Annotated in this window: 9 protein-coding genes; 6 read left to right on the top strand and 3 right to left on the bottom strand. The window is 43.2% G+C overall.

Annotation, left to right across the window (positions count from 1 at the left end; all coding sequences use genetic code 11):
* Positions 1–2 precede the first annotated feature (2 nt).
* The 5 genes from AC1DCV_RS22280 to AC1DCV_RS22260 all read left to right on the top strand — a co-directional run bounded on the left by AC1DCV_RS22280 (position 3) and on the right by AC1DCV_RS22260 (position 5,417).
* Complete coding sequence (locus tag AC1DCV_RS22280; protein ID WP_477025219.1) at positions 3–494, top strand: hypothetical protein; 492 nt, start codon at positions 3–5, stop codon at positions 492–494.
* On the top strand, positions 491–1,375 hold the full coding sequence (locus AC1DCV_RS22275; RefSeq protein ID WP_477025218.1) for a beta-1,6-N-acetylglucosaminyltransferase: 885 nt from the start codon (positions 491–493) through the stop codon (positions 1,373–1,375). Before AC1DCV_RS22280 ends, AC1DCV_RS22275 begins: the two co-directional genes overlap by 4 nt.
* Positions 1,376–1,377: 2 nt before the next feature.
* Entirely contained in the window at positions 1,378–3,102 is a 1,725-nt protein-coding gene (locus AC1DCV_RS22270; protein WP_477025217.1) for a galactosyltransferase-related protein, read from the top strand.
* Between the two features lie 33 nt (positions 3,103–3,135).
* A complete protein-coding gene (locus AC1DCV_RS22265) occupies positions 3,136–4,245 on the top strand; it encodes a hypothetical protein (protein ID WP_477025216.1) in 1,110 nt (369 codons plus the stop codon).
* Between the two features lie 221 nt (positions 4,246–4,466).
* Complete coding sequence (locus AC1DCV_RS22260) at positions 4,467–5,417, top strand: amidohydrolase family protein (protein ID WP_477025287.1); 951 nt, start codon at positions 4,467–4,469, stop codon at positions 5,415–5,417.
* Positions 5,418–5,500: 83 nt separating this feature from the next.
* Here the strand turns inward: AC1DCV_RS22260 and AC1DCV_RS22255 are convergent, their stop codons facing one another.
* The 3 genes from AC1DCV_RS22255 to AC1DCV_RS22245 are packed head-to-tail and all read right to left on the bottom strand — an operon-like array spanning position 5,501 to position 13,149.
* Positions 5,501–9,010: a glycoside hydrolase family 38 C-terminal domain-containing protein gene (locus AC1DCV_RS22255; protein WP_477025215.1), complete on the bottom strand. Its 3,510-nt coding sequence runs from the start codon at positions 9,008–9,010 to the stop codon at positions 5,501–5,503.
* Between the two features lie 52 nt (positions 9,011–9,062).
* Positions 9,063–10,439, bottom strand: a complete 1,377-nt coding sequence (locus tag AC1DCV_RS22250; RefSeq protein ID WP_477025214.1) for a sugar porter family MFS transporter — start codon at positions 10,437–10,439, stop codon at positions 9,063–9,065.
* A gap of 46 nt (positions 10,440–10,485) precedes the next feature.
* Positions 10,486–13,149 carry an ROK family protein gene (locus AC1DCV_RS22245; RefSeq protein WP_477025213.1) on the bottom strand — a complete coding sequence of 888 codons (2,664 nt, stop codon included), beginning with the start codon at positions 13,147–13,149 and terminating at the stop codon, positions 10,486–10,488.
* A 560-nt stretch (positions 13,150–13,709) separates the two neighbouring features.
* Between AC1DCV_RS22245 and AC1DCV_RS22240 the strand changes: the two genes are divergently transcribed.
* Complete coding sequence (locus AC1DCV_RS22240) at positions 13,710–14,999, top strand: GH36-type glycosyl hydrolase domain-containing protein (RefSeq protein ID WP_477025212.1); 1,290 nt, start codon at positions 13,710–13,712, stop codon at positions 14,997–14,999.
* Positions 15,000–15,037: the final 38 nt, after the last annotated feature.

Here is a 15,037-nt window from a genome sequence, read left to right as displayed (position 1 = left end):
TCATGCCAGACCATCATCATCAAAATATGTATGAGCTGCGCAGCAGCGCAGTGCAGGAGGTGCTCAGAAAGCCACCGGCCCACCTGATCATATGGGCCAATGTAGTGATCCTGGTGATTATAGTAATAGCCTTTATATTATTATCTGTCATTACCATTCCAACAGAGAGTAACAGTACATATCTGCTAAAGGAAACAAAACAGGATACCGGCACCGGCAGCATATTACTGGAGACCTCATTTCCGGTCAAGGAAATAGACAAATTGCACCTGGCAGCAACTGTATACCTGTACCCATCCAGAGATAACATGGGTAGCCATGTTACTGCAGAAGTAGTTTTCACGATCGATTCCGTTTACCGGAGCGCTGATAAAGTTTATTTGCTGGGGAATGTAAAAGACCCATTTATACTCTCCTATCCTTCCGGGAAAATCCGGGTGTCAGGAACTCCGGAAAGTTTACGCCATCGGTTATTTAAAAAGATAAGTTTATGAAAATAGCCTATCTGATTACTGCCTACCGTGATTTTGATCACCTTACGAGACTGATTGACAACATACAGGATGCTGATGTAGAGATATTCATTCATATAGATCGAAAACGCACCTATGAGTTGCCGGATGCGCTGCGCCAACAATCCGGCAGCCGGATACATCTGTTGGAAGACCGCTTCCGGGTTACCTGGGGAGGATTTCACCTCACACTGGCATTCGTGTCATTAATGAACGTATGCCGGCAACAGGGGCACTATGATTTTATATTCCTGATCAGTGGACAGGACTTCCCCATAGTCAGCAACCAGGAGATACAGCGTTTTCTCTCACAACACCGGGGTAAAGAATTCCTGGCCCACCACCGTCTGCCATTCGATGGCTGGTCTCACAGTAATGGCGGTCTGGATCGCTTTCAATATGAATGGCCGATAGATGAAGCCGGTTTTGCAGCGGCCACGAGAATGGCGGAGCAACAACAGGCAGCCGGCGTACGCCGGAAATTTCCTTCGCAACTATCTCCTTATGGAGGTAGTTGCTGGTTTACCATCTCTCATGGATTGATGGAGTATGTGTGTGATTATATCGAAACCAACTTTGATTGGATATACGCTTTCTTCCGGACGGTATTATTGGCCGACGAGATATTGCTGCATTCTATCATTATGAATTCTCCCTACAGCCAACAGGTGGTGAACAACGATTTACGCTATATAGACTGGCACTCCGGACCGGATTTTCCTCGTACACTTACGATGGACGATGTTGACAAGATGGAACACTCCGGCTGCCTGTTCGCCCGGAAATTTGACAGCAGCGTGGATGGCGCCATCATTGACCGGTTGGAACAACGCCGCCGGACTCATGTACCGAATAAAATATAATTATGATATACTTATCAGCACAACCGGATACCTTATATATGAAGTGGCAGTTGGAGGTACAACTCTTTAACTTTAAAGAGCTGGGTATCCCCGCCAATCGTATACACGTGCTTATTGGATATGATCCAAAGAAAGGTCTTTTACCAAAATTTGCCGAACTGCTACAGACTCACCGCAACTACGCTACCTTCTTCCTCTATGAAGACCAGCGAACAGATCGCCAGTATTTTCCGACCATACGGCCACATATCATCAAACAACATTTCCTTGCTTTTCCTGAACTGGAAGACTCCTGTGTATTTTATCACGACGCAGATATCATATTCCGTGAGATACCAGATTTCGAAACCTTATGCCATCCGGAAGATAAGTGCTGGTATGTGTCAGATACCCGCTCATATATTAATGCGGAATGGATCAAACAGACAGGGCGCATTGTGTTGCAGGAAATGTGCATGGCCGTAGGCATGGACCAGCGGCAGGTAGAGCAGCACAGCGAACACTCAGGCGGCGCGCAATACCTCATGAAAGGCGCCAACTACCAGTATTGGCATAAGGTGGAAGTGGATTCCCGGAAACTGTATAAACACCTGTCCGAACAGTACGACCGCTATGCTGCTTTGTATGCCGAAAAAACAGGAGAGAAGGTAGATGACTACAAAGGTGTATTACCCTGGTGTACTGATATGTGGACCGTTTTATGGAGTGCTATTGCATTCGGCCACGAAGTAAAGATACATGCAGCGTTGGACTTCTGCTGGCCGGAAGATGAACTTCACCGCTGGGACGAGACCAGAATATTACACAACGCAGGCCTGGATAAGGAACATGCACATGAATACTTCTTCAAGAATGATTTTAAACTATTACCTCCTTATCATGCTTCACTGGACTATGTGCGTAAAGACAAGTGTACATTCCGGTATGTAGAGGCGATCCGGAAAAGTATGGATGCGTTTAAGACCGACCTGTCTGATGTTACCTTCCTGATTCCTGTAAGAATAGATTCGGAAGACCGGCTGGATAATCTCAAAACAATTACTCATTACCTTGATAAACACTTCCGGACAAATATTATCCTCCTGGAGGCCGACAGCGTTTCAAAAATAGATTGTTCATTACTACCGGAAACCGTTCAATACCTTTTTGTGCAGGATGAACAGTTCTGGTTCCATCGCACCAGGTATAACAACGAAATGATACGACACTGTAACACGCCATTTATCGCCTTATATGATACAGATGTGATCATCGATTATACACAGTTGACAGCCGCAGTAACACTACTGAGGAATGGGGAGTACCATATCGTATCTCCTTATGACGGTGCTTTTGTGTCAGTATCAGAGATGGAGCAGAAAAAACTATTTATGAAGCAGCTGGATATCAGGATATTGAATAACGAATCCGTACCTCGCCGGATCAAGTTCTACAAGTCCTGGGGCGGTGCCATCATTATCAGTAAACAAGCATTTGTGGAATGTGGTATGGAGAATGAAGCATTTTATAAATGGGGACCGGAAGATATGGAACGAATCAGACGCATGGAAATCCTTGGCTATCGCTTTAGCCGTATAAAAGGCCCGTTATTCCATATTGACCACGTGGTTATGCACAACTCTGAATATTCCTCCTATGATGACTACTATGAATTGATGCAACTACAGCTGAAAATCATCAGTATGGACAAAGAACAGCTGCAAGAGCATATCAGCAGCTGGAGTTGATAACGATTAGTCAGGAAGATGAATTCAACAATTATGAAAGAAAAATATACCAACACCTTACAGCAGATAGCAGACCTGCTGCTGGCGAAACACAAAGTAACGGAGGAAGCAGGCTTGTTATACGGACATGCAGGAATGTCACTGTTCCTTTTTCACTATGCAGCAAAGACGCAGCATGAAACTTATAACGATGCAGCACAACAGCTATTGCTGGAAGCGTACAAAGCGTTGGTGAAAAAAGACAAAGGGGACGTAAAGGACGATATTCCAGGCATCGGATGGTTTTTCCTTTATCTGACACGCCAGGAATTGATCGCGATCGATACCGATGAACTGCTCGAAAGCGTGGATACTTTTATATTCGATGGTATACAACATCGCTTCAGCCCTGTGCTGGGGCCAGGAGGATTGCTGAGTAAGGGTGCTTACCTGGTAGAAAGGTACCAGGTCACAGCTTCGGGGTTTAAAAAGATCATGATTGCAGAAGTAATCGCAGCGGTAGTAGATGAAGTAAAAACAAAATTTCACCAGGGATGGCCGGCACAGATAGGGAGAACATATGATCGCTATTATAGTGAAAATCCACAGATAATATGGCAACATAAGGCCAATAGCATATCTGCTATCTTCTATTTTCTGACTACGCTGGTTCCCTTGCAGATTTACTCCCCCATCGTACATAAACTGATGAAAGAAGCCCGTGAATACCTGTACAACTTATACAAGGAGCGGCCAACGCAGGAACTGACAATAGGGACCTATGCTGCTTTACTGCGCATATATCATGCCCTCCATATTGGCGGTCGTGAATATGTAGCTGACCTGGAAGCCCCGATGGCCGAACATTTGAAACATTTTCCACAGGATATGGCAATTGGCCGGGAACTTAATGGTATACATCAGCCGGTGCTCATATACAAACTACTTAAGCAGCTATCTGTAGCACAACCAKGAGAAAGTACCTGGAAAACACAAGCGCTATTGGTGCAGGAACAGCTGTTACCAGTAATGAACAAGCGGTTGGCAGGCGTGCCTAACCTCGGATTGGCAGAGGGTATTGCCGGGGCAGGAATGGTGTTGCTGGAAGAATGGAGTGAAGAGGTGATCCCCTGGGAAGGAGTGTTGTTGTTACAGGGGAATTGATTGGCAAAAACCGACATTTTCTTTTCAGTATAAAATTCCTGTATCTTTAATAAATCCTCGAAATCAGACATTGCTTCTAAGTTTCCCTGGGAAGTCACAGGTCATTTTTAAAAAATGGTATTGAAGATTAATGATTTCAGGAAAAGCAGCAGATACAGGTATCAAATTTGGTTAACTGTTTCCGCTTCAATTTGGATTTTTGTCGTAATAGATTGTATAAAATGCGTACTATCACAATAGAAGAACATTTTGCCACCCCACTTTTTCTTGCAGGGCCAGGTAACAGTATAAACCAATATCCAGAAATTGCTGAAAAATTGCTCGATCTGGGCGAAAAAAGAATCGCTGAAATGGATAGTGCAGGTATTGATATGCAGGTGCTGTCGATTACTCCGCCGGGTGTAGAGCAAAGTTCAGGTACGGAAGCCATCTCCTTAGCCAAAGAAATCAATGACAAGCTGGCCCTGGCCATAGCTGCCTATCCTGATCGTTTTTCCGGGTTCGCTGCTATTCCAACTTCCGATCCCCAAGCGGCAGTTGCAGAATTAGAACGGGCAGTTGGATCCCTGGGATTTAAAGGGGTTATGATTAACGGCCATGTGAACGGACGTTACCTGGATGACAAATATTTTTGGCCGATATTCGAACGTGTGCAGTCACTTGGCGTACCAATTTACCTGCATCCTACCAAACCGCCCAAAGCCATCAGCGATATCTACTATAGCGGTTTTTCACCTGTCATTGATGAATTTTTTGCAAGTGCTGGTTATGGGTGGCATATTGAAACAGGAATACATGTAATGCGGCTGATCCTGGGTGGGGTGTTTGACCGTTTCCCTGATCTGCAAATAATCATAGGGCATCTGGGTGAGTCATTACCTTTTATGCAGCAGCGGATGAACAGGTTGTTCACAACAGAAAGAACAGGACTGGAACGCTCCATAAGTGCCTATTTAAAAGAGAATATCCATTACACTATCGGTGGCTTTAATTATGAAGCGCCTTTCCGGAATTTATTTATTGAGGTGGGTGCAGAGCGTATCCTGTTTTCCGCCGACTATCCCTGGGCCACTATGGCCAATGCAAAGGATTTTCTAAAGGCGCTTCCAGTCAATGATAGCGAGCGGCAAATGATCGCTTACCAAAATGCGGAAGCGTTATTGAAAATTTAGATCAGTTTTGGCAATTATGTACTGAAAGTCATCAGGAGTTTCAATCTCATTTTCGTGTATGTTGAGTGACTACCTGCCAGCTACTATTCTATTATTAATGTTGTTATTCCATATGGCAACATATTAATTGAATCGCCTACTTTTTCGCCTGGTATTTCGTCTGCAATGCAGGTTCGTATGGACGTTGGCATGAATGAAGGGAAGGTAAGACTCACGTTTTCCGGTTTTTCAGATAAGGATCGAAGTCGGATAATCATAGCGTTGCCATCTGCGGATGTTTTAACAATCGATATAAAAATCTTATCATTATTTATCTTAACGAGGGGCTTGATATCTACCTTTTCTCTAACAGGGGTAGCTATTAGTGGTTGTGATTGTTCGAGTCCAAAACGATTCGCTTTAACAGCGTCATAGGCATGTTGATGCGGTAAAATCCGGTAACGGAAATTCAGTTTTCCTTCCTGAAAAAGGGGGAAATTTGTATGCCAATGATTATTAAGGGCCCATGAATATATCGTGGAACTTAAGGGCAGATGCTGAATCCATTGGGGAGAATGAAAAGCGCCTCCGATAATATTGGCGGTCATATTACCGCTCTCAAAGATAGGGGCGTCCAGTGAACACCAGGTGACTCCCTTATCTTCATTTGATATATCAAGCCAACGTTGAAAAGCCATCCAGTTGCGGTTTGCGGCAGGGAGTTGGTCCGCTTCCATTTCTACTACGCCCCAGGGAATATCCATTTTCGTACGTCCGTCAGGGATATCAAAGGCAAAACCAAAATGGATGCCTTCTTTTTGAGTAGTTGCTATTTTATCTACCAGGTTATTTATTTCAATTTCAGGTTCATCTGCAATAACGCGAACTTCCCGGGTTAATGCATTGCAACCCTCTGCTTTTGATGTTATCAGTATGGATGCTACAAGCGGCCCGTTTTCTTTAATGACTGTTTTTACCATTGTGGGCCCCGAGGCTTTAACGGTATCCTTAGACAAACTATTCGTGGATGCATCATTTGATGCAGCGTACTGTGGTCCGCTGGCTGCTGGTTTCCCGCTTCCAGGAAGATATCGGAAACTGTTTACTTTACTTGCATCATTCCTGCTGACAAATTCGTAACCTGTTTTATCCTTTATACTAGTGATATCTCCGGTTACGGGATCTATCAAAACTTTAAACAAACCATTCTCCAGGGTATTCCCATTGGCCATTTTGGCTTTAGAACTTACCACGGTTTTTGTACTTAATGTATAGTTTTTTGCTCCCAATGCAGGGATATCAGCCGCCATAAACACTAATTCACCTGTGCTTAATCGTTGGGAGAGAACTATTTTATTATTTTCATCCATCACAGAGGATATTCCTTTGCTCTGTTCTGCTGAAAGTGTAATTAACCCGCTTCGCTGCCAGCCGAGGGTATTAAATACCGCAATAGTATTGGATGTTTTCCTTGATAGCGGCTTTAGTGCCTGGGAAAGTAGTTGCATGCTGCTATCTTCGGCGCTCCTGAAGAAGTTTTGCTTTACTTTCCATATTTCATTCTGCATATCAGCCTGGTTGGGGTTCATATAACACCAGGTATGTTCTGAGCCCATCAGTACATTCCGCCATGCTTCATTCAATGCTGTGCGAGGTGCTTTTTCACCACGATGAAGCATAGACCAAAGCATATCGGCTTGAATTAACCGCTCTTTGGATTTACGGTTCATCGCTGTTTCTTTTGCAGCGGAGCCCAGACCATCTGTCCAATATTCAGTAAAATCGCCCCTGTAGGAAGGAATGATAGCGCCATATTTTTTTTCAAACGCAGACATAATATCTGTTGAACCTGAAATGATCAAATGGGGAAAAGCGTATTCTTCATTCCAGCTTTTAACGGCGTCGGGGAGATCGGCATCTATAGGGGTATTATCTGCCATCGCCCATGTCATTGGAAATAAATCATAGGGATAATCTCCATCCCCTTCCAATTCTTTGAGTTTTGACCACAAATAATCATCAATGAAATTTTCACGGGGATGATCCGTTTTAACAATTTGCAATAGCTTGCCAGGATCTTTTTGACCCGCCATTAAAGGCCAGTATTTATATCCTTTTGCCCTTGCTCCGGGAGTGTAATCACCCGGTTGCAGGAACAATACTTTTGAAGTGCCATCCTGCCCAATCCACCAAAATGGTTTGAAATTAAGTTTGTCGGCTAACCCAATGCGATCGGATCCGTTGAAATCTGCAAAGACGTACTTTATCCCAAATTGAGCCGCCATCGGAACTATCCCCCATGTCATGCCCGGAACATCCGTTTGAACAATTGTTTTTACAGGAGTGCCAGTTAATTTTTCCAGGCTCTTTGCATCTCCAAAATACCTCGGAAATTCTTCGTCTGCTGTAACACTGGTATTGTCATTTATATATCCGGCATCCAGGTGTATATAACCTTTCCGGATAGCCTCCAATAATTCACTTTTTTCGGTTGGCGTTGCATCTTTTAAATAACGTTCCACCGGCCAGATAACTTCCGGGTTCCAAACATACCTTGCTCCCTCCGGATAGCCGGACGTTTCTTTTGCAAGCTTCATTCCGTTAATAAGATTCCGTTTATGAATGATCTCTACATTGGCCTGTGTATTTGTATATCCTATATCTACGTGGGAGTGAGGATAAATATAAACAGTCCATTGCCTTTGCTTAGGTAGCATAAATGATTTTCTTATGACCCTGCTACCTGATTTTAATTTTATGAACGCCTGTATCTCCTTCTCTACACCCACTTCAGAAGGTAGGAGCACTTTTGCTGTTTCATAACCATATTTGTTGAATGGCAGTGAGGTAGTTTCTGTACGGCCATCAACAGTTACTTCGATTTCTGAAGATTGGTATAAATTGTTTCCCTGGAATGTGAGTATTACTTCTCTTCCTGGTTTACCATCTTTACAATGCCGGTATACACTTGTAGAGGCACAGGTGATATCAAGCGGATGTGGAAGTTGGGCATCTTTTAATTCAAGTTTAGAGCTGAATTCCACTTCGCTGAGTCCATAAACATCACCTCCCCAGTTGGATTGGGCTGCAATTATGACGGCTGTCAACGGTTTTTTTTCATCAATAGCAATTTCAGTTGCCCGGCCATTCAGCACCCTGGCATCCTGCAATTCAAGTTGTTTCAATACAAACCAATTGATTCCATCGCTTGTTCCATATATTTTTGTTGACCGGAAGCCACGGTTGGACAGGTCATGCTGATTGTGGTTCCAGATTAGTATAGTATTAATAGATGTTGACGTTGAAAAATCAAACCTCACCCAGGCCGGAAATGCGGGTAGTCCTTTAGCCGGTATGCTTGCCGCAGGGTTCAAACTGGTATGCCACATGGTGCGTGCGCTGCCATCATTATCATGCAGGTTATCATGAATGCCTGAACCATCTGTTAAATGGTTAACACTTTGATCCGGACTAAAGCTGCCGGATGCAGATAAGCTGATTTCACTGGCCCTGATATTTTTAACTATCCTGAATGCAGCTTGCTGCGCCAGAGTGTTAAGGCAAATAAGGGTAAGTAATAAACTGAATGATATGCAGGGCTTGAATAGTTTCATTACCGTCTATTTATTGAGTTATTATGCTGACATATTGCTACTCCGGCTTACGCTAGGCGAGCATTTTTTCAATCTCTTCCAGACTTTTTCCTTTCGTTTCCATCAGTTTACTTTTAGCATAGAAAAAGGACAGTAAGCAGAAAAAGGCGAAAATGAAAAAGGTTACCGCTATACCCAAACCGTCTCTCATCACAGGGAACAACAGGTTAACGAACCAATCCGATATCCACATAGTCATAATGCAAACCGATACCGCCGTACCACGTATATGTGTTGGAAATATTTCTGTAGAGATAACAAATTTTAAAGGGCCCAGCGAGAGCGCAAAAAAGAGCAGAAAGAGAATAATGGCCCCGAGCATTAACCACCCTGTTATGCCCATTAAAAAGCAACAACCGGTCAATAGCAATGCCAGCGCGGCAAACAAAGAGCCATACAGGTATAATGGACGGCGTCCCCAGCTATCTACTTTCACAATAGCAATAATGGTGAAAAGGGTATTTGCCAGTCCCAGTATTACCTGGTAAAACAGCGCATCGCTGGTAACGATACCGGCCGACTTCATGATAGTGGGACCATAAAAGATAATACCGTTAATACCGCTGAGCTGTGACAAGGCTGTGAGTATCATGGCCAGCGCCAGCAATTTTCTTAAGGGCAAACGCATTAGCTCGGCAAAGCCACCTTTTTGTCTGGAAGCCGCTTCCTGGATGGATTTTAGCTCAGACACTGCCTCCTGCTCACCGCAGGTTTTTACTAACACGGCCAGCGCTTTTTCTGTTTGTCCATACTGTACCAACCACCGGGGACTTTCCGGTACTATCAACAGTAATAGTGCAAATATCATTGCGGGAATTACCGCCACCAGGAACATACCACGCCATACCTCTTTTATAAACAGCCAGTGTAACAAGCTTTCGCCAGCACCTACGTAGGCAGCCGCATTCCTTTGTAAAAAAAGATTGCTCAAATAGGCACATAGCACGCCAATGGTGATGGCCAGCTGATAAAAGGTGACGAGGGCCCCACGTTTATGTCCGGGAGCTATCTCTGAAATGTATAGTGGCGACACGTTGGAAGCTACGCCTACTGCCATCCCTGCCAGGATGCGATAGAAAATTAATACAGCATATTCTTTTGAAAACGCGAAACCGACTGCACTGATCAGAAAAAGAAAAGCGGCAATAAACAACACCTTTCTCCTTCCTATCTTATCGCTGAGATAACCGGAGAATGCCACCCCGGCAATACAGCCCAATAGTGCACAGGAAACAAACAGGCCTTCCTGCGATGAGGATAATCCATACTGTAATTTAACAGGTTCAATAATGCCACTCACCACGGCCATATCAAAGCCAAAAAGAAATCCTCCCAGCGCTGCAATAAGCGTGATGAATGCAATAAACCGGCTTGTTTTTACCTGCGTCATATATTTTGGTTGTCGGATGATGAATTATATTTTTTTAGAAACCAGTTCAGCAATATTCATCTTTTACATGTGCCACTACAACAAATGCACTGTCATTACCTTTATTGATTATTTCATAATTTCCAGTAGCAGCGGATACTACAAACGTTTCGGCATAGTGAAAGTCAGCAAATTTCCCATCGCTGCCAACCGATATCTTTTCTCCTTCCACCAACATACAAATATGACATTGGTTATTGGTATTGATACGAATGTTGCCCGTAAATTCATACCGGTAAACGCTGTAAAAATGCTCCTCATGCGTAGGAAGTTGTATTTTTCTGCCACCCTCCCATTCTTCTTCCACTACCGGATGAGATATTAATTTATTGGCTACATAATCACCTTTCCTGTCGAAACAAAGGTTATTCATGCCATGCTCGATGTTAATCGGGCGGGGTTGACCATTGAGTCCTACCCGCAGCCAATCGTATTGTTTGAAGGTGAAAATGTAGGGGGTACTGCTGATCTCAAGCACCATGTTGTTTTTCCCGGAGGCGTGTATGGTGCCGCTGGGAATAAGGAACAGATCATGTTTATGTGCAGGAAACTTTTGTACATACTTTTCCACTTCCATCTCAATACCGTTTTCCTGTGCATCTATCAATGCCGTTTTAAATTCTTCCGGATCGATCTGATCCTGAAAACCCAGGTAAACAGCAGCATCCTGCTCGCAATCGAGGATATAGTAGGTTTCGTCCTGTGTAAAATTCTCTCCGAAATGTTCTTTTGCATATGCAGGTCTGGGATGGCACTGAATAGAGAGATTACCGCCATCAAACGTATCCAGGAAGTCGAAACGGATGGGAAACTCGGTTCCAAATCTTTCAGCAGCCTTACCCAGTAATTTTTGATTATCTGCATAAAGGAGATAGTCAAAAGATACTTCCAGTAAATTATTTTCACCTTCTATTACAATGCCATTTTCAGGTGTAATCAGTTCAAAAGACCATGCATAGTTAATCTCGTCCTGGTTCAGCTGGGGAATATGTTTTTTCATCCAGTCACCACCCCATATGCCCGCTTCAAACCAGGGTCTTGCCCGGAAAGGTTGTTTCAGCATTTGATTCAGGGTGTTTCGGAATGCATCTCCGTTCATCCAGGTAATTTCCTGTATACGTTGTTCGTCAATAACAGTGTTTATATGAGGGAGTAGTTTGGCTTTATGGTGGCTCAGCACGGGCCAGTCAACAAAATAAAACCGTTTATACATCTGCGAATGCTCTGCTGTATTATTGGCGCCAAGATTGGTGATGCTGCCCGCCCGCATGCGATACTGGATTTCATTCTTGGGTACATCTGCATAAAGGAGTTTCCCTTTGACACCGGCTAATGCGGCCCCTGTTCCGTAAACAATGGAAATGTCTGCAGCCGGGTCTGGACTGATCAGCTTTAATTTCTTTTCATCAAAAAAGTCCACCAGGTTGCCAGTATATCTTTTACCAAAAACCGGATCATCTCCATTCAGGCTGGCTGCTATCATGATATCTATTTCACTGGCCGGTTTCAGACAGGTATTGATGTCATACCAGAATATATTTTTATTTTCGGCCTTCAGTGCCGCATGCAACTGCTCCCTGAATTCTTCCCACAATACGCCGCCATAACCATCAACAACTATTACCTTTTCGTTACGTACATCTGCTGCAAGCGAAGCAAATCCTTTATAAACTTTTTCGCCTGAAGAAAAGGAAGGATATATATCGTAGATGCCCGTATCTGTTGATGATGCACTTGATGGTAGTAGTTCCTGCGAAGTTTTTCTCATTATCTTGTTACTGTTTGAAAGTTGATTGTTGTCAGCTAGAATAGCTGCGCCGGTAATAATACAGTTCTCTGTGTCTTCACACAATTCAATATGTATGCTCTCTGCGAGAGATCCGATTTCTCTTTTTATGGAAGGTCCGAACAATGAAAAGGCTTTGGCAATATTTCCGCCAATGACCAGTTCATCACATTGAAATTTTTGTAGCCAGGGCAACAAAAAACGGCCGATATTTTCGCCATACTGGCTTAATATGGCATGTGCAATGTCTGCATCGCTTTCCACTAAATCCTTTACAGCCGAAATAGTTGTTCCATTGATTTCCGCATAGGTGTTTAATATCCACCTGGTAGAAAAATAATCATCTGCTTTAGCATCTGAAAAATCCTGGTCATAAAATCCGCCGGAGGAAGGGATATCAGGATGGTGGTGTAGCAATACGCCATCCTGCATGAAAGCGGAGCCAAATCCTGTGCCCAGCGTAATGAAAATCGTCCGTTTGCTTTTAAGCTGGTGTAGTTGATAAGCACCAGCTGCAAAACAGTGTGCGTCATTTGAAAATTTGAAGCGTGTATTGTGAAGACCGGTAAAGTCTTTTAACGCCTGCTCCATATGCAACCCAAATGTTTTCTCGAACTTGCCTCCTACATTCATAACAGCGCAGATGCCTTTCTCATAATCGAAAGGGCCCGGGAAAGCAATGCCCACTGCTTCTACGTCATTTTTTCCAGTAAGAAGGTCTTTAATACAATTTCCCAGGGCAACAATAATATTATAGGCGCTGTCGTGAGAATTAAGCGCTATCCTGGTTTTAAGAGCAGGCTCTCCGTCCATTTCACTGATAAGGGTTGCCGATATATGACTGCCACCCACATCCATTCCTATTTTTCTATTCCTCCTTTTCATCTGTTTCTGAAGGTTTAATGCTATACAATAGGTAACAAATCCGGGAATCCTGTTCCTGTGGGGGAACAGTTCACCTTCTCCCATTTGGTTCGTTTTGCCAGTACAAAGGCAGAACTATGCAATGGGTATTCAGTGATAGGAATATGTCCATATGTACAAACATATTGCTAAATTAATAATTTCCAAAATACTTCCTCAAAATTGTTATTTAGCTATATGAAAAATAGTGATGTCCTGCAGGTTTCAATTTTATCCGGAATTTATTTGTATTTGCGCTACAGTGGCTACTTGATACCTTGCCGGGGAGATCTGCTGTTTGAATATGCTTAGAATTGCCCCCTATGGCCTGCTCTAATGGTTATATAGATGGAATAAGGCTGGCAGGTTACTATTTTCAGGTCTTTTTGATGAAAATGTAAGTATTTCCTCAGGAAGCGAATAATTTTTGTCAATATGTATATATGTATATACATTTGAAGAATTGTTTAGGTTAGTTATATTGTTCCGATGGGTATGCTAACCCTTATTGATATCTGTTAATTAAACTAATAGACATATAAATGAGAAAGTACTATTCACTGATGTTGCTGTTTCCTGGATTTCTTGCCACCGCACAGGTAAAAGAAACAAACAACAAAATACTTACGGAAGAAATAAAGAGCAATCAGTACTTCGCCTTTACAAAAAACAAGGCACTGGAAGTAATGAAAACAGGGTTCAATGCCGGTGATGGCTACCGCGAAGTGTGGATACGTGATTACAACACATTTATTGAACTGGCGGCACAAGTGTACCCAAAAGAAGTGCTGAAAGAAAACCTGCTTGTTTTCTTTAGAATGCAGGGAGATGATGGAAATATTATCGATGGCTTTACTCCGGCAGAAAAAATCGGTAAAGGCGAAACCGATTTTTCCTACTCAAAACTGGAACCCCGTTATGCCGGGCATAAAAACACGGTAGAAACCGACCAGGAAACCTCCCTGGTGCAGGCGGTCTATAAATACATTCAGCTTACAGGAGATAAAACTATCCTGGATGAAAAGATTGGCGATAGAACTGTTGGGAAAAGACTGGAGTGGGCAATGGACTTTCTGATGAAACACCGGTTTAACAAGCAATATGGATTAATTATAGGGGCTACCACAGCCGATTGGGGGGATGTGCAACCGGAAGCCGGCTGGGGTGTTGATCTGGATGCCAATACACATCCCGCGATTGATATCTATGATAATGCCATGTTTGTCATCGCACTGAATAACCTGATGGAAATAATGCCTTCCTCAAAACAACAGTGGAATGTGATAAAGAACAAGGTTGCAGCAAACTGCAAAAAATATTTATGGGATAGCAAGCAACAGAAATTCATTCCTCATATTTATTTGAAAGGCTCTCCTTTTCCTGCTGATTTTGATGAACGCAACATCTATTATTTCGGAGGAACTGCCGTTGCCATCGAAGCCGGATTGTTAAACAAGGCAGAGATCAAAGCATCCCTGGACGAAATGGTGAGTAGAGTGAAACAGGCAGGCGCGCCTTCTATAGGCCTCACCCTTTATCCTCCCTATCCGGACGGTTATTTTAAGAATAAGATTATGAACCCGGTTTACAGTTACCAGAATGGTGGCGACTGGACATGGTTTGGAGCCAGGATGATACAACAATTGATTAAATACGGATTTACAACAGCAGCATATGAACAGATACAGCCCATGGTAAAACGTGTAAAAGACAACAATGGCTTTTACGAATGGTATTCAGTGGATAATAAACCAAGAGGCTCGGGAACTTTCAGAGGAGAAGCCGGCGTTTTATATACTGCCATCGTGATGTTGGAAAATTTAAAAAAATAAATACCACGATTCGGAAAATATTAATAGTATCATATATA

It is taken from the genome of Chitinophaga sp. 10T418, assembly GCF_056394125.1.
This window is presented reverse-complemented; position numbering and strand designations above follow the sequence as displayed.

Coding starts and splice junctions, on each gene's coding strand:
- AC1DCV_RS22245 (WP_477025213.1), bottom strand. CDS start 13,149: ATGAAAAGGAGGAATAGAAAAATAGGAATGGATGTGGGTGGCAGTCAT.
- AC1DCV_RS22255 (WP_477025215.1), bottom strand. CDS start 9,010: ATGAAACTATTCAAGCCCTGCATATCATTCAGTTTATTACTTACCCTT.
- AC1DCV_RS22250 (WP_477025214.1), bottom strand. CDS start 10,439: ATGACGCAGGTAAAAACAAGCCGGTTTATTGCATTCATCACGCTTATT.
- AC1DCV_RS22280 (WP_477025219.1), top strand. CDS start 3: ATGCCAGACCATCATCATCAAAATATGTATGAGCTGCGCAGCAGCGCA.
- AC1DCV_RS22240 (WP_477025212.1), top strand. CDS start 13,710: ATGAGAAAGTACTATTCACTGATGTTGCTGTTTCCTGGATTTCTTGCC.
- AC1DCV_RS22260 (WP_477025287.1), top strand. CDS start 4,467: ATGCGTACTATCACAATAGAAGAACATTTTGCCACCCCACTTTTTCTT.
- AC1DCV_RS22270 (WP_477025217.1), top strand. CDS start 1,378: ATGATATACTTATCAGCACAACCGGATACCTTATATATGAAGTGGCAG.
- AC1DCV_RS22275 (WP_477025218.1), top strand. CDS start 491: ATGAAAATAGCCTATCTGATTACTGCCTACCGTGATTTTGATCACCTT.